The sequence below is a fragment of the Niastella caeni genome (genome assembly GCF_004834005.1).
Taxonomy (GTDB): domain Bacteria; phylum Bacteroidota; class Bacteroidia; order Chitinophagales; family Chitinophagaceae; genus Niastella; species Niastella caeni.
In genome coordinates this window covers 603,503-621,236 of record NZ_STFF01000002.1, presented here as the reverse complement: position 1 = coordinate 621,236, position 17,734 = coordinate 603,503, and the positions used below count along the sequence as shown (strand labels likewise).

Annotated in this window: 9 protein-coding genes; all 9 read right to left on the bottom strand. The window is 45.2% G+C overall.

What is annotated here, in order from left to right; genetic code table 11:
• Positions 1 to 134: 134 nt before the first annotated feature.
• The gene (locus tag FAM09_RS10035; RefSeq protein WP_136576954.1) at positions 135 to 1,670 is read right to left on the bottom strand and encodes a RagB/SusD family nutrient uptake outer membrane protein; all 1,536 of its coding nucleotides are present in this window, start codon (positions 1,668 to 1,670) and stop codon (positions 135 to 137) included.
• An 11-nt stretch (positions 1,671 to 1,681) separates the two neighbouring features.
• Positions 1,682 to 4,897, bottom strand: coding sequence for a SusC/RagA family TonB-linked outer membrane protein (locus FAM09_RS10030; protein ID WP_136576953.1), 3,216 nt, complete (start codon positions 4,895 to 4,897; stop codon positions 1,682 to 1,684).
• A 568-nt stretch (positions 4,898 to 5,465) separates the two neighbouring features.
• A complete protein-coding gene (locus FAM09_RS10025) occupies positions 5,466 to 6,545 on the bottom strand; it encodes an SMP-30/gluconolactonase/LRE family protein (RefSeq protein WP_243751643.1) in 1,080 nt (359 codons plus the stop codon).
• Positions 6,546 to 6,674: 129 nt separating this feature from the next.
• On the bottom strand, positions 6,675 to 6,875 hold the full coding sequence (locus FAM09_RS10020) for an alpha/beta hydrolase family protein (protein WP_136576952.1): 201 nt from the start codon (positions 6,873 to 6,875) through the stop codon (positions 6,675 to 6,677).
• 313 nt (positions 6,876 to 7,188) lie between these two features.
• Entirely contained in the window at positions 7,189 to 9,027 is a 1,839-nt protein-coding gene (locus FAM09_RS10015) for a sialate O-acetylesterase (protein WP_243751642.1), read from the bottom strand.
• Positions 9,028 to 9,189: 162 nt separating this feature from the next.
• Complete coding sequence (locus FAM09_RS10010) at positions 9,190 to 11,145, bottom strand: glycoside hydrolase family 97 protein (protein WP_243751641.1); 1,956 nt, start codon at positions 11,143 to 11,145, stop codon at positions 9,190 to 9,192.
• 170 nt (positions 11,146 to 11,315) lie between these two features.
• Positions 11,316 to 11,540: a hypothetical protein gene (locus FAM09_RS10005; protein ID WP_136576950.1), complete on the bottom strand. Its 225-nt coding sequence runs from the start codon at positions 11,538 to 11,540 to the stop codon at positions 11,316 to 11,318.
• A 187-nt stretch (positions 11,541 to 11,727) separates the two neighbouring features.
• Complete coding sequence (locus tag FAM09_RS10000) at positions 11,728 to 14,436, bottom strand: T9SS type A sorting domain-containing protein (protein ID WP_166437081.1); 2,709 nt, start codon at positions 14,434 to 14,436, stop codon at positions 11,728 to 11,730.
• An 80-nt stretch (positions 14,437 to 14,516) separates the two neighbouring features.
• Positions 14,517 to 17,732 carry a T9SS type A sorting domain-containing protein gene (locus tag FAM09_RS09995; protein WP_136576949.1) on the bottom strand — a complete coding sequence of 1,072 codons (3,216 nt, stop codon included), beginning with the start codon at positions 17,730 to 17,732 and terminating at the stop codon, positions 14,517 to 14,519.
• Positions 17,733 to 17,734 lie beyond the last annotated feature (2 nt).

The window sequence follows — 17,734 nt, the reverse complement described above, 5'->3', positions numbered from 1 at the left end:
AAACAAAAAGGGCTGCCCAAAATTTTCTTTTGGAACAGCCACTTTCTGAGGTTTGCATGACGGAAAATAAAAAACCAAATCAACTGGGTACGGAATTGTTAAAACACAAACTTTCCAGGGCTATAGCGCTATCATTAATCTGCCAACGTATTAAAATCAGTTTCTTTTAATGGAAGTTTCCAGGTCCATTTATTGTTGGCATCAGGTGTAATGGTTACTGCCAGGCTCGTAATGAAATTACCTCCATTGGCATATACTTTTCTATTGATGGGGTCGTTCCATCTCTTCATATCAAACCAATCGAATCCTTCGCCCCATAATTCAATCCCCCTGTACAGTTTAATTTCATCCAGGAGCGCCGTACCTGTTAGGGTACAGGTATAGCTGGTATTTCGGCCCGATGTATTGTTCAGCGCCACCAGCAAATTCTGTACTTCGGCAACCGGTTTGTTCTGGCGGTATTTGGCTTCGGCCTCAATGAGGTACATTTCGGCTGAGCGAATGTGATTGAGATTACCCACTCCCGGCTGATCGTTGGCAGCAATTTTAAACTGCATATAGGCATATACGCTTGCCGCGCTGTTCAAAGCCGGACGCGTGGTGAACGCATGCTTATACAGCAGCGTAGAGGAGCCCGCGTTGCCGGTTGAGGTGGTATAGGTAAACCCTGTAGGATCGAGGAACAAACTTCTGCGTATGTCGGTGGCAGGTATTTTATTATACAGTTCCCTGCTGATCATTTTGGGAGTAGTTCTCACTGCGCTGGCACTGGAGTTGTACGCGATATAAGCAAAGTAGGAATAAAAGTGTAAGGTTTCATCCAACGCGCCATAGCTGCTCCAGATCCATTCGCGGTTTGGCGTACTAAATCCGGCATTGTATTCGGCATTGGTCATGAGCGGATAACCGTCTCTTGCTTTCACGGCGTAGTCTTCGGCAATCGCATAATCCTGCCGCGTTAATGCCGCTCTGGCATAAATGGCATAGGCAACATTAATATCCACTTCTGAATTTTTTGTTCTTTTCAAACCCGAGCTTTTATACAAAGCAATTGCCTGGTCAAGATCGGCATATATTTGTTTATAGGTATCTGCCAATGTAGCCCGGGGCTGATCCCCGGCCGACTCATCAATTCGTAACACAACACCAGGTGTGGAACCCGACTGTGAATCGTCCCATCGATTGCCATACAGTTGCGACAGCATTAAAAAGCAGTACGCCCTGTAGGTTAGTGCCTGCGCTTTCACAAAATCCTTTTGCGCTGCCGCTCCGGTAGCTTTATCAACATGCAGGATGATAGCATTGGCATTGCCTATTATTTTGTAATAGTAATACCAGGGATAATAACAGTAAATGCTTGTGGTGTTCTCGTTGTAAGTAGCATTGATAATCGGCGCCCATCCCGACAGGTTTATCGAGAAATGATTTCCGGGATAATTCCCATAATAATTCTTGATGGTGCCTTCCCCATTAAAACCCTGCTGGCTGAGGTATTGCTGGGTCATCATTTTGGCCAGGCCATTAACCGCCATTGAAGCATTATCGGCAGTTTGAAAAACCATAGCGGTTGAAATAGCATCGGTGGGTGCTGTATCGAGGTAACTTTTTTTACAGCTCACCATCGCCGAAACAGCCGTTACAATCAGTATATTTTTGAATATTCTTTTCATAGTACTTGTTTTTACAATCCAACATTTAACATGAACGATAAGATCCTTGGCGTTACAAAAGCATTTTCGATTATTCCGGTGTAAGACTGCTGTGGATTCATGCCCTTTAACTTTGTGCCGGTATACAGGTTTTCAGCACTTACCCCAACCGACAACGATTTTAAACTAACAGCGCTTAACAGTTCTTTTGGTAATTTGTAGCTGAGGTTTACATTTTTCACAACAAAGTAAGAGCCATTCTGAAGGAACTGTGTTGAAGTTGCGTTGTTCTTATCACTTCTGAAAAAGTCAACTACCGGAACGCCCTTTGCAGCAATTCGGTCGGCCGATGTTGCAGTCATGTCTTTGGGCACGCCATCCCAGGCGTTCAGCAGGTTTGTATGTAAAGCCGAAGGGTTGCCGCTCATGCTCATTAAAGCAACATAAGAGTTGTCGTATGTTTTGCCGCCTACAGCATAGGTAAACAAACCGGCGAGGGTTATATTTTTATAGCTGAAAGTAGAAGTAACGCTTCCAAATACGTTAGGAATGGCGCTGCCGCTCCAGTCTCTTTTTGCATAGGTAGTATAGGTGGTGTAGGTTTGTCCGTTAATAGTTACAACATATTGTGCCGGTATCGGATTAGCGCTCGTATAGGTAACTGTATCGGGTAAATACAGGGCATTACCGGTCATTTGGTCAACACCAACGAACTGTGGCAGCCAGAAGTCATAAATACTATGTCCTTCCATGATCTTCTTGGTGCCGTTGATGATCCCATTTTCCCTGTTTTCATCGGGCAGCTTCATCACCCGGTTCTTCATGAAAGTGGCATTGGCGCCCAGGTTGAAACGAAAGTCGCGTGTTCTTACCACATCAACATCGAACGTAAACTCCCAGCCTCTGTTTGATACAGAGCCGATATTTTTTGTTATTACCGAAACGGCGCTCGACGAAGAAGTAGCGCCAGCCGATAAAGGCAGGTTCACATCGAAGATCAGGTTATGCGATTGTTTGTCGAAATACTCCAGCATAAAATTAGCCCTGCCGAAGACCCGTCCTTCAATGGCAGCGCCATAAGACGCGGAAGTTTCCCATATCAGGTCTTTGTTTGCATTCTGGCGTTTATACAAAGCTGCGGCATTACCATTCTGGTTCATATCGTACAACGACATCCAGGCGTAATAACCAAGACCGGCATCGCTTCCTACTTCGCCATACGAAGTACGCAGTTTCAGGGTGTTCACCTTATCCACAAGCGTTTCGAAGAAAGGTTCCCTCGATATCATCCAGCTTCCGCCAACGGAAAAGAAATTACCCCACTTGCCAAAGAATTTCGACGACGCGTCTTTTCGGTAAGAACCATCGATAAAGTATTTGTCGGCATAGTTGTACCGGGCACGGCTGAAATAAGCTTCGGTACGGTATACATCTTTGTAGTCGGTAAGGCTGGAAATGTTTGTAAAATTTTCCAGTTGTACACCATTGGCAAATGATTCATTCGTTTTATAGGCGTACAAATAATTGTAGTCGTAATTGAAATTTTCATGGCCAACCATTACATCAATGGTATGTGCATTGAGTTTTTTATTCCAGGTAAGCGACTCCCTTACGGTATAGTTCCGGTACCTGTAATTGTTACGGGAGGCCCGGCCGTTATTGCCTGCACCATCTCCGATGACTGCATTGCTATAAACCTGCTCATCATCACTTCGCGCATTCATATCGGCTGTAACACCCAGGGTAAAATCATTTAAAAAATTAATATTGACATACGCCTGTCCCATCAGGGTATTTCTGAAAAACTGGTCTTTGTTCAACTCATTTTCCCAAATGGCATGGCGGCCCAGGAACTGGTTCCTGGAAGTACTGCCTTCATCATATTGCCTGTTACCCAGGGCATCCAATATATAATCGCCTGTGCCGGCCGCATGCAGGTGCACCGGATATATGGGCGCAATGTTCCTGGAAAAATAAATAGGATTCACAAAAGATGTGGAACTTGAGGTGGAGGCAGGCGTATTGTTCGACACCTGGTGTGTAGCGCCAATATTGAAGCCATATTTCAACCATTTGGCAGCCTGCAATTCAGCGTTTATTCTGCCTGAGAAACGTTTAAAGTCTGAATATTTGATATACCCTTTTTCATCGAGATACCCTAATGAAAAATACAGGGAGTTCTTTTCAGAACCGGCCCTTCCACTTAAATTATAATCAGACCTTTGGCCAAGCCGTTCATAATCTCTGTACCAGTCCATGTCATCAGCATAACCGGGGATGATCTGTGCATCGGACACCAGTTTACCATTCGCATCAAACAACGCATTGTCGGGCTTATTATAGATATTCAGTTTTAAATAATCACTGATCAATGACTGGGTAGCTTTCGCGCCGGCGGCATCATCTGTGGGATAGGTGCCAGGGTTAGTACTTCTGAGGTAGTTTCTGTAACCCTTCCACATAGTTTCCATAAACTGGTTGGCATTCATCTTCTGATACTCATTGATCCCTTTGTCGTACGCGCCCTGGTTCATGGCAAAGTGTAAACTGCTATTGCTTTTACCGCCTTTTTTGGTGGTCATGATAATAACGCCATTAGAAGCCCTGCTTCCGTATAAAGCAGAAGAGGCTGCATCTTTCAGCACAGAAATCGTTTCAATATCGGCCGGGTTGATGTCGGCCACATTACCACCAAATGGAACGCCATCTATAACATACAGGGGATCGTTGGTATAATTCACAGAAGCAAATCCGCGAATGCGCACCGTAGGAGAAGAGCCCGGTTGCCCAACTGTATTATTAACCTGAATGCCGGCCGCAGCCCCCTCCAGGGCAGCTATGGCATTGGTCAATGGCCGTTTTTCGAGCGAAGTGGCAGAAACGGTAGCCACCGCACCAGTTAATGATTGCTTACGCGCGGTGCCATATGCCACCACCACAATCTCGTTCATATGTTCTGTATCCAACGTAAGTGAGATATTATATTCAGTTTCGCTGGTTACCTGAATTTCCTTTACTGCAAAACCAAGGGCAGTAACAACGAGCGTTTTGACATCGGAAGGAATTTTCAAATGGAATGTACCTGCGGCGTCGGTAAACGTGCCTGTAGCGGAGGCTTTTACGTTAATGGTGGCGCCTACAACGGGAGCGCCTTTTTCATCAGTTACTTTTCCTTTTATAAACTGCTGGGCCATTGCACCCGAAGCAGTAATAAGGAATACAAAAATCATCAAAAACAAATGTCTCATGAACTTTATTGATTTGGTTTTTAAATAGGGCAGGGCATAGAACTCCCCGTAGCTTTCTATTCCTGTTTTATTGCTGTTCAATTACAGGCACGCGAAGGCAGCCCGGCAATACACGACAGGAATGGAAAGCATATCATATGCTTTTCTACTATGGCAATAAATCAAAATGTGATCGAAAAATCTTCAGTAGCGCATATACTTATAAAGGGCCATGGCATACTCCGGTTGATTTCATACCGGTTACATAATCATGCAGAGAAAGCTCCTATGGCGGGTGTGGTTCTCAGTAAATAATAGATAAATAAACAATCGCTATTAGTGTAGCAGTATGCTGTTATATGATGCGGGACAAATATATAAGATGATTTTAAACTATCCTATCCAATTAATTGGATTTTTATATGTTTTTTATGTAATACATATAATTCCGAAAGAAAGCATTTCAGTACTTCAACGTTTCTTTTTATAACCTTAAATGACCTGGCCTAATACAGGAATGAGGCTGTCTCAAAAGTAAGAGACAGCCTCTTTTTAACGCGTGTCCTATATGTACCCGTCTTCCCGAAATTTAAAATTTTTCTACACCTGCTACATTCATCTTTAATGCAGTTAACTTGTCTACCGGTCCTGTAATAAATAAGGTCTTTTCATTTTTACCACCAAAAACATTATTGGTAGCACCGCCACCTGTTGGTACATTGAATATCTTCTTCCCGTTTGGGCTAAAAGCGGTTACTCCATATGAGTTGCTTATATAAATATTCCCCCGCTCATCCATCGACATACCGTCCCCGCCCATATCGATAAACTTTCTCATATTAGTCAACCTTCCGTCAGGTTTAATATCGAACACCCAGGTGCCGGCCGTATTGATATCGGGCGCCCATTTGTTTACGTACAGCTTTTTCCCATCAGGCGTTCCAACAATGCCGTTAGGCCATCCATCAGCGTCCCATCCCATCGCCTCTGTTGTTACCCTCACCAGGGTCCTACTGCCGGGAGCCAGATAATAAACATATCCCCCCTTCCCGGTTTTGGCCTGTTCCGAATGAGTAGGCGGCCATCCTTGCTGGCGGGGATCACCGGCATCCCAGTAACCTCTTGGAAATATTGGGTCAGTAATATACAAACCACCGTTTTTGGGATTGATCCATACATCATTTGGTCCATTTAATAATTTGCCTTTGTAATTATTGACCAGTACAGTATGGCTTCCGTTGGGAGCTATTTTCCATAGTTCTCCGTGCATATCGGCACAGGTAATGAGATTCCCGGCTTTATCAAATGCCATTCCGTTCGAGCGTCCTGTACCTGTTAAAAATGTAGTGATGGCGCCGGTGTTAGCTGACCATTTATGAATTTTATCATTAGGCTGATCAGTAAAAAATATATTGCCCAGCTTATCAACTGCAGGACCTTCAGTGAAACTAAAACCATCACCTAATACTTTTAATTGGGCGTTGGAAGCAACCAAACACGTGGGATCAAATATACTCGTATCTGCCGGTTGACATCTGCAGGCAGCCGGGTAGGTTTCTAATTGGATGTTCCTGTTTTCAGGATCCGGATCTTCCGCCATGCCCTTTGAACAGGAATTAATTGTGTAGAATGGTATGACTCCCAGAAGGAGTAGCAGCTTTTTTTTCATAGCAAACAATTTATGTTGCTACAAAGTAGTGTACCTGCCTAAAAAAAACTTCCAATAAAAAACTATGATGAATATTAGACAAAAGGGGTTTCCAAGTTAACTTAATAACGGTTGCTTTGTCTTGCGCCGCTACCTGTGAAACCCGTTGATGCGCAACCATTTCATGGCCTGTGGCAGCCACGACTCGCCCATGGCTTTATTGTACATGGCAAAACCATGTCCGCCTTTGGGATAAACAAGTAACTGCCCGCTGATCTTTTTTGCGGTGAGCGCTTTGTAGTATGCGATGCTGTTACCCACCCATGAAGTACTATCGTCCTGTGCATGCACAAGCGCGCATTTCCGACAACAACCGGTACCACAAGGTAGTATCGAACATTATCGATGTAAAATATAAGGAAATTATGGAGAATAACTTCGCTTATGCAGACTCGATAAAGTATAACTAATAATAACATTAAAGGAAGGAGTAGACACTCCCTCCGTATCGACTAATGTTCACAAGAACGAAACTTTTGATCGCTATATTATTATTCCAACGGCGTTAAAGTTGCAATAAAACCGCTACGCCGAAGCATCATAACATTCAGAGAATCGGATCTATCAACAACAGCATAACTGTATAAACCGGTCATTGAGTTTGCTACCGCCATTCATCTGTTCTGAAAGGGATAGCAGGCAAACCTTCTGAGTTCACGAGATTACATTCAGGATTGTCGGCCCATGCATATCGCACAGCCACCGGTTCAGTAACTTTATCAGAATAAACAACAACTTCATTTCCCTCAATGATTGCTTTTGCCCAATAAAATTGTTTGTCTTTACCGGCAATGGCAAAACCTGTCACTTCCTTTCCTTCTTTTGTTGAAAGGCCTGAACCCGTGTTGGCAAAACTGATCCGGATACGACTGCCATTTTCCCTGAAACTTTTAAACGATGGTCCCGATGCGATGCATTCTTGTTTGTACACCATTTTATTGGCAATTAAAGCCAGGCGGCGGCCCACTTCCTGTTTATTTTTCGGATGGATATCATTCCCTTCTCCAATATCAATAGTGCAGGCCATCCCTGTGTTGGGCTGTGAAAGGGTCAGCGTTTGCGCTTCCCTCAATTCGGCCCATTCACTTTCTGATGGAAGCGGCTTTGTTTTCATATAATTGGCCAACTGAACATATAAAAACGGAAGATTGCCCTGCTGCCAGCGTTTTCTCCAATCTGCGATCAGCATGGGGAATAATTTCCGGTAATCATAAGCTGCTCCGGCATTCGCCTCGCCCTGGTACCAGATAAATCCTTTAATACCATAAGGAATAACCGGGTTTATCATGGTATTAAAGAGCACTGCGGGATAATACTGATAGTTTAGCATTTTCGGAAGAGCGGTTTCAACATCTTTATTATATAACCATTTCCCAGCTAAAGAAATTGTAGAAGCACCATCGGTAATATAAATGTCTTCTGCAGGCTGATTTAAACCACCACCGCCCCATAACATGGCTATTCTCACCGCAATGGTATTTTCTCCGCGCTGAACCAGGCTGGCAGGAATGGTATATGAATGCGTTGGATTGCCATACCAAACATTCTTACAAATTTCCTGACCGTTAAAGTAAAGCGAATAGTTCATTTCAGGGTGACCAAGGCTGATGGTTATATCTTTTTGATGAAACGACGCGGGCAGGGTGATCTTTTTTCTTAGCCAAACCATTCCTTCATAATAACCAATTCCAAAATCCTTTAGCACTTTCGGCATGTCAATGGTTGTCCAATCGGCATCATTATATTCGGTAGCCGATACTATCTTATCCGCATTATTTTGCGGATTATAAACAATGTCCCAAAAGCGGATCCCGTTCAAACTGTCCTGCACAAAATCTTCGCGGTCCACAGTAAGCGTATCAGCGCTAAGCGTTTTTGCCTTAGTGATTGGCGAAGTAAGCAGCATCTCCCTGCTTGTCCATGCTTCTATGGGTGTGCCGCCCCAGGTGCTTTGAATAATGCCAACCGGAACCTTTTGGTCGTGGTGAATTTTACGGGCAAAATAGTAAGCAACTGCAGAAAAGTCTTTCACATTGACAGCATCGCAAACTTTCCATTTTCCGGCTAAAATATCGGTTTGCGGTTTTACCAGTTTACTATGTTCAACAACCAAAAAACGTATTTTGGGGTAATTGGCGTTTGCCATTTCTTTTTCTGCATCCTTAGCCTGCTGCACCTGCCATTCCATGTTCGACTGACCGGAAGCCAGCCACACATCGCCAATAAGAATTCCCTTTAGTTTGATTTTAGAACCCGGTTTTCCTGATTCAACAATTTCAAGTACATAAGGCCCTCCTTCTTTAAATACAGGAAATGTAAGCTGCCATTTTCCCTGCTGATCAGCTTTCGCTGTTGCCTGCACGTTTCCCAACTTTGCAACGACAACAGCGCCGGGCCTTGAATTTCCCCACACCGGAATTTTGATGCTTCTTTGCAAGACCATACTATCACCAAATACTTTTGGTAAAGTGATCTGTGCATGAGATGATACTGGAAGAAGAAATAGTAATATAAACGGAAGCAATATTTGTACACGGGATCTCATTGTATCTTATTCGTTTGTTATTAAACCGTCAATAAATATTTTTTACATAGCAGGCACGAATCATTCAAGCACCATTACAAATCCACCATTTGCATTCAGCGTAACATCACATTTTTTTTGCTTTGCTGCATTAAGATTGGCTTTTGAAAACAATTCGTCCTTAATTCCATCTGTGAACAGCGTTGCCTTGCTTTTCTTAAATGAGGTAATGTCGAGATTGATTTTCTTTTCATTTTTATCTCCGTTGATACCCGCGATGTACCACCGGTTACCGCTTCGTCTGGCAATGACAACATATTTACCGGGGTGGCCTTCCAGAAATTTTACATCATCCCAGTTGCCGGGAAGCTTTCTTAAAAGCTCTTTCACATCATTGGGTACGCGCACCATTCCTTCCGGTGATTGTGCATAATGCTGTATGCCTGATAAAAACAGAACCGAAAGAGCCAGTTCAAAGGCAGGCGTGGTTTTTCGGATACAATTAGACGAAGTAAGTCCCGTAAGGTTCATGGGTGTAAAATCCATGGGGTCGAATGCGTTCCTGGTGAACGGCAACATAGCGCAATGGTTGGCTTGCACATCGGCTGCGTGCTGATCGAATGTTACCATCTCCATTCCATAAATTGCTTCGGCTGTCATAAGATGCGGGTATGTTTTTTGCCAGCCTCTTGGCAATGTAGCGCCATGAAAGTTAACCAGCAGCTTATATTTTGCAGCATCATTCAAAATGTCGATGTAGTATTGGATCATACTCTGGCCATCTCCACCGAAGAAATCGATCTTTACGCCTTTAATGCCTAATGCCTGCAGCCGGCTGAATTCCTTTTCCCTTCCTTCCCTGGTAAGCAATACATCTTTAGGATGATAGGCGATCGTGTTCCAGTCACCTGCAGAATTGTACCACAATAACAATCCAACATTTTTTTGTTTTGCATATGCCGACAGTACAGCTACTTTATCATATCCAATTTTGGTATCCCAGTCTGCATCTATCAGGCAATATTGCCAGTGCATGTCATAAGCATAGTCAATATATTTTTTTTGTTCGTTGAACGTGATGCTGTCATCCTTGCTGTTGATCCAACTCCAACTGGCTTTTCCGGGTTTTACAAAAGAGACATCCTTTAACAGGGCTGCCGGCGCCAGATCGGTACCCAATGTTGATTCAGCAATTGTTTTCAAACTTCCTATTGTTATAATACGCCATGGTGTAAGCCAGGGCTTATTGTTTTTTGGCAGGTAGCCACCGCCTGTAAACACTTCTCTGGGATCGGCAAAGCCGATTGAATAAACAGTCGAAGCAGAATCATTGATCAATCTTGTGCCGCAATAAGTGCCGTCAAGGGCTGCTTCTGTGATCAATACCCAGGTATCATTTGTTTTAAACAAAGCAGGGTATACCCAACCTGACCTTAACGGCGATACAGTGCCAACAGCAATGTCCTGCAAATAATGTTCTTCATAAGAGGGATGACAATGGTTCCAACCTGTTTTTGCTTCACTCATGGGTTGCAGCCAGGCTCGTGCGTTTTTGTCAAATGAAAACGAGGATTGCTCTTCAATTATCGTTTCATTTTCTTGTATCCAGGGAAAAGAATACCGGAAAACCGCCCCGTCGTTTGATAACCGGAAAATGATGTCCATTTTTTTCTTTTCGTTATTGGCAAAAGTCATCACCAATTGATTGGCCTGGTACAGCGTGCTGCTTCTTTTTGCATTCTTCGTTTGGTAGCTATGGGCTATACGTTCCGGTTTTGATGTGTTGACCAGTTTCATGCCCTGGGTAAAATCGTGCCCCTTCATCATCACGCCTAAAGCCGAGGGGTGAATGACTTTAACGCCGGATTTTTGTATGCTGTATTGAATTTCACCTGAAGCAGATAAAAATACATGTAGCGCAATGGACCTGTCAGGACTCTGTAATTGTGCAACCTGCCCTATCCCCCATTTATTCATGCCAAGGAGAAGCCAAACCAAAAGAATTACATTTTTTAAACTCATTTTCAAAACCATCATGAATTATAATTTTTTCAAATTCCAAATGACAACATCGATATTAAGGAGCAAAGCTACTTTGTGCTGCTTGGAACAAGGGAGGTCAAATGTTGCAGACTATGACATAAATGTTGCAAACAACTGGTTTACAGTAGATCCATAAATAATGTTGTTGAAAGGGGATAGGGCAACTAACGTAATGTCTTTTTTCTTGTTAATCTAAAGATGAAATAGGTAATTGCCAGCACGGAAATACTAATCACACAAACTCCAATTGCTGCAAATCTTCCTCCTTCCGGCGTTCCCCTCGGGAAATCGATAAGCTTTCCCCAGAGAAACAAGCTATTCAGCATTATTGTTACCATTGCTGGAATTATAGCAATCCAGGGTTTTCTATTTTTATTTTTGTTTTCCATTCAAATTAATTTTTCTTATACTAAATTATGAAGCTACTATAGATTTTCAGGCAGAAAAGAAACGCAGAGAAAATGCTCTATGTTTCCCTGCGTCTCTTCCTGTATAAATTCAATACAAACTAATCACAGATTTGCATTTCATTTATTTAGCGCTTGCAAGTTTTCCCAATAACTGGTGAAAGGTCTGTTATTTAACGATCAGCTTCTTAGTAACACTAACTCCTTTCGAATAAATCCTTACATGATAGAGCGCTGCCTTCAACTGCGCATCGATCTCTATCCTGTTACTGCTTTTTACAACCTTTTCATAAATCATCCTGCCCAGGTTATCATAAATTTTCACAACCACATTTTCGGAAATTTCCGGAAGAAGGACCGTAAACTTTCCCTTACTGGCGGGATTCGGATACAGGGTGACTTCCATTACTTGTCCCGATGTTCCCGAAGTATCGGCTGCTACGGTAACGTTAAAGGTCTGCGTGCTTTGGCATCCTCCGCTATTGGTATAGGTGGCAACGTAATTCCCGGCCTGGTTAACCTGGATATTTGAAATGCCGGCTTCGCGTGTAGCGGCGCTGAAATTATTCGGGCCAGACCAGGACCACGATCCTCCTGTTGCTGGTTGAGGGCTGAATTTCACCGAATCTCCCTGTGCAACTGAAGCTGTTGCTGTTTGTTGCCAGGGGCCTCCATTAACCTGTACGTACGGGGTAATGGCTGTTGGCGTACAGCCGGCAGGCTCCCAATAAATTAAACCTCTTCCGCCGCCGGCGCTCATATATACTCTTCCGGCAACGTTCATATCTCCTACGAGCAATGGCGCTCCTGCAAACTGATGGGCATCATCATTTATCCTGAGCCATGTAGCGCCCTCATCTGTTGATCTGAATAGGCCGGTTACGCCTGACACTGTTCCCCAAATGAAAATAGTAGGATAGCCGGCCCCGGGCATCGCCTTTCCTATTGCTACCGATCTGCAGTAAGTTACATTGGAAACGGTGGTGTAAGTAGCTCCATGGTTCTTCGAATATTTTAATCCATTGCCGGAGAGAGGCACCCATATATGCCCTTCAAAACCGGGCACTGTTCGTATCAGGGTCGACACCCAGGGGTGAAACGCCGTCGTCCAGCCTGGTGTACCTGCTAGGGAAAAACTGACTCCTTTATTGGAGCTTCTGAGCATTTGGCCGTTGGTTGGATTATAGATATAGAAGTAATTGGCATTTACCTGGTCAGCCACAGGAATTGCGTCTCCCAATGATACACCCGAACAACCTGACCAGCTTCCTCCGTTGTTGGTCGTATACCATGTAGTTGTTGACCCCCATGGACAGTGCAGGATGGTTCCTCCATCTGCGCTGATGGCCACCCTTCCCGACACACCCTTATTGGTTGCAGCTCCTGTCCATGAAGCACCCGTGTCGGTGGAATAGTAAACAACATTTCCTTCATTAGCAATTCTTACTACTTTGCCTGGGTTGGCGGCAGCATAAGCAATGCTATGATTATTATAACCACCAGCAGGAGAAAGTCTTTTTGATGGATAAGCAGTCAGCGGCTCATGCACAAAGCCCGATACGTCGCCGAAAGAGGAGATAACCGGACCTCCGGGAATGCTTGTTACGTCGAGCAATGCTGTTTCTTCAATGCCTATCACATCATATTTCCAGGAAGTATTGGTGGCGGTGATATCGGAGCAGGTATATACGCCACCGCCGCCGATCACGCGTACCTTATTAAGACTAGACTGGTCAAACTCGATACAGTCCATCCAGTTGATCGCCCCACCGCCCGACCATCCTATGCCGTTAGCATCATAGGTGGCGTTTGTACCGTTCTTAAGCGTCCAACTCGATCCTCCATCGGTAGTGAGGAAAATAAAGTCGCCCCAGCCGGTCCCGAACTGGTTGTTCCAATACATGCCACAGGTAGAAACTATTACTCTGTTCACATTGGTGGGGTCTATACTTACGCCTCCGTATGCATAATCCTTCCAATGAACGGGGGTAACGTTTGTCCACACACCTGTAGCCGTGTTAAGCTTATATAACTTTCCATCTCCACTGAGCGCCGGACCTGCACCATCCGCGTAGGTAACATACATCGTGGTTCCCTGCAACGCTACCCGGTGCGGCATAAAACCGGTGGTTGGCGTAATGTCGGTAAACGTGGCGCCGCCGTTGGTACTTTTGTAAATGTTCCCGCCGCCGGTACGGGAAACGCCAATGTAAATGGTTTGACTGGCTCCGTTTACCACACTGCTGGCAGGATCATAAAGGACAAAACATATTCCGTTACCATTGGCAGTGGTCGTTACCCCACTCCAGGCAAGGTTCCAGGTAACGCCGGCATCCGTACTCTTCCATAATCCGTTGGCCCGGGTTCCGCAGAATAATATGTTACTGTTGTTGGGATCAACTGCCAAACGTTCTCCGTTACCTCGTCCCTCGCCATTTCCATGCGCTTTGAATTTAGTGGTAACATCTGTATAGGTGAAAGTATTTCCTTTGTCGGTAGATTTCAAGATCGCCGTTCTTCCATTGTTGATATAAGAGGTGCCACAGAGTATATACACATTATTGGCATTCTGCGGATCAAGCGCCAACGCTTCCACGCCAATAAATCCGTTTTCTGATTCATTTAGCCAGTCCATCAACTGAATCCATTTGTTGTTCGCGGCATCCCAGCGGTAAGCGCCGCCCACATCGGTGCGGCAATACCTGTCGCCGGATGTTTTATGGGTGATGATGCCCGTTACAAATCCGCCACCGCCAATAGGCGCATTTTTCCAAACATATCCGCCAGTTTGCGAGAATACATTAATGGACATAAAAAGTGCGGCAACAAAAAGTAGTATAACCCGTTGTTTAAATAATGATAGTAGATTTTTTTTCATAATATTTACATTGAAAACCATCTATACAAAAATTGGGAATGCTTCCGGCGAAGCATTCCCAATAATTGATGAAGGATCTGTTATTTAACGATCAGCTTCTTAGTGAATATAGATCCTTTCGAATTTATTCTAACATGGTACAGCCCTGTCTTCAACTGCGCATCGATTGCTATCCGGTTACCGCCTTTAGCGATCTTTGCATAAACCATTCTGCCCAGGTTATCATAAATTTTTACGACCGCATTTTCGGTAATTTCCGGAAGAAGGATCGTAAACCTGCCCGCGTTGGCCGGATTTGGATACAGGCTAAAAGCATTCTCATTCATGCCGGCTTCCATGACTTGTGTTGTTGATTGTCTGGCGCCCGAACCGCCCGGAATGAACGGAGAGAGATAAGTTCCGGCAATTACCTGTTGTGTAATGCCGGGACCCTGCCAGGCCACTGCTATATTATCGCCGCCGGTAGCTTCCTTGTGAAGCACTTCAATGTAGTATTTCTGTCCGGCAACCAGGTTAATGGTGGTGGACTGCTGTGTGCTGTACTTATTCCATTCTCTCGAATTCGTCCAACCGCTCACGTAAGCTATCCTTGTTGCACTGGCCGGGTTGTCGCTGGTGCTCAGGTATAATTCCGTGTTGTCGTCGCCCGCTACCCAGAAGGTGTAGCTGCCGCTTGCAGTAGGATGGATATAGCCACGAATGCGGGTGCCATAGTTATCCGCCCAGTTGGTGGGGGCTTCGAGGCTGGTGAGCTGCCCGCTACCCGAAGGATTGTTTGGATAATTTGAATTGGAGGTCAGGTTGCTGATCGCAGTTCCGCTGATGCCTGTCCACCATTGTCTCAGTATGGAGCCGGTCACGGTTACGTTAAAGGTCTGCGTGCTTTGGCATCCGCCGCTATTGGTATAGGTGGCCACATAGTTGCCTGCCTGGCTCACCTGGATGTTTGAAATGCCTGCTTCACGGGTAGTAGCACTAAAATTATTCGGGCCGGTCCAGCTCCATGATCCTCCCGTTACAGGCTGAGGGCCAAACAGCACGCTGCCACCTGTAGCTAAAGTACCACTAGCTGTCTGCTGCCAGCTTCCGCCATTAAGCTGTACGTACGGTGTGATGACAGTAGGTGTGCAGGCAGTGGGCTCCCAGTAAATTAAACCTCTCCCGCCGCCGGCGCTCATGTATACCCTTCCGGCTACGTTCATGTCTCCGGCGAGCAATGGCGCGCCTGCGAACTGATGGGCGTTGTCATTTAATTTGAGCCAGGTAGCACCCTGATCGGTTGATCTGAAAAGGCCTGTTACGCCTGACACTGTTCCCCAAATGAAAATAGTAGGATAGCTGGCCCCGGGCATCGCTATTCCTATTCCCAGCGCTTTGCAATAAGTAACATTGGAAACAGTTGTATAAGACACCCCGGCGTTGGTTGTATACTTTAATCCATTGCCGAAAAGCGGTACCCACACATGCCCTTCAAACCCCGGCACTGCCCTTATCTGGGTTGGTTCCCATGGATAATTCGCGCTTGATGCGCCCGGCGTGCCTGCCAGGGAGAAACTAACTCCCTTATTGGTGCTTCTGAAAAACTCCCCGCTTCTCGGCGAGAAGATGTAGAAGTAATTTGCATTTACCTGGTCAGCCACCGGAGCAGCGTATTCTACGGATACCCCCGAACAGGCAGACCAACTGGCTCCGTTGTTGGTGGTATAGTAAGTTGTTGAAGAACTTCCGGGGCAGTGAAGGATAGTGCCTCCATCGGCGCTGATGGAAACCTTTCCATCAGTACCCATATTAGTGGCGCATCCCGTCCAGGTTGCGCCCTTATCGTTGGAATAGTAAATAACATTTCCACCGTTAGAAGCTCTTACGACCCTGTTTGTGTTGGCGCCAGCATAAGCAATGCTCTGATTATTCCCATCTGTAGGAGACAATTTTACCTGCGGAATAGCAGTCAGCGGCTCATGCACAAAGCCTGTTACGTCGCCGAAAGAGGAGATAACCGGACCGCCGGGAATGCTTGTCACGTCGAGCAATGCGGTTTCTTCAATGCCGGTCACATCATATTTCCAGGTAGGATTTGTGGCGGTGATATCGGGACAGGTATATACGCCGCCTCCGCCTATTACGCGCACCCTGTTAAGATTATCCTGGTCAAACTCGATACAGTCCATCCAGTTAACCGCGCCCCCGGTAGACCATCCCATGCCGTTAGCATCATAGATAGCGTTCGTCCCATTCTTAAGGGTCCACGTCGATCCGCCATCGGTAGTGAGGAAAACGAAATCACCCCAACCGGTAGTAAACTGATTGTTCCAGTAGATGCCGCTGGTAGAAACTATTACTCTGTTCACATTAGTAGGGTCTATACATATTCCACCGTAACAATAATCCTTCCAATGAACGGGGGTAGCGTTTGTCCATACACCCGTAGCCGTGTTGAGCTTATATATTTTCCCATCTCCGTTAGTTGATTGCGGACCTTCATTGTCTGAAAAGGTAACATACATGGTAGTTCCCTGCAAAGCGGCCCGGTGTGGCATAAAACTGGTGGTTGGAGAAATGTCGGTAAAGCTGGCGCCACCGTTTGTACTCCTGTAGAGGGTCGCGCCACCGGTGCGGGAAACACCGATGTAAATGGTTTGACTTGCTCCATTCACTACGCTGCTTGAAGGGTCAAAAAGCACGAAACAAATACCGTTGCCATTGGTTGTGGTAGTTACACCGCTCCAGGTCTGGCTCCAGGTTACGCCGGCATCTGTACTCTTCCACAATCCGTTCGCCCTTGTTCCACAGAATAATATATTACTGTTCTTGGGGTCAACTGCCAATCGTTCACCGTTACCGCGCCCACTTCCATTTCCATGCACTTTAAACGTATTGGTAAGGTCTGTAACAGTAAAAGTATTTCCTTTATCGGTGGACTTTAATATTGCCGACCTTCCTGTGCCAATGTAATTGGTTCCGCAGAGCATATAAACATTATTTGCATTCTGCGGATCAAGCGCCAGGGCCTCAACTCCATAAAGGTCACCTTGTGAATCGTCAAGCCAATCGAGCAATTGAATCCATTTGTTGTTCGCAGCATCCCAGCGGTAAGCGCCGCCCACATCGGTGCGGCAATATCGGTCGCCCGATGTTTTGTGGGTAACGATGCCGGTTACAAATCCGCCACCGCCAATAGGTGAATGCTTAAAGACGTAGCCGGAGGATTGCGAGAACATTTTAAAGGATATAAATAATCCGGCAACAAAAAGTAGTATAACCTTTTGTTTACATGGTGATAGTAATTTTTTTTTCATAA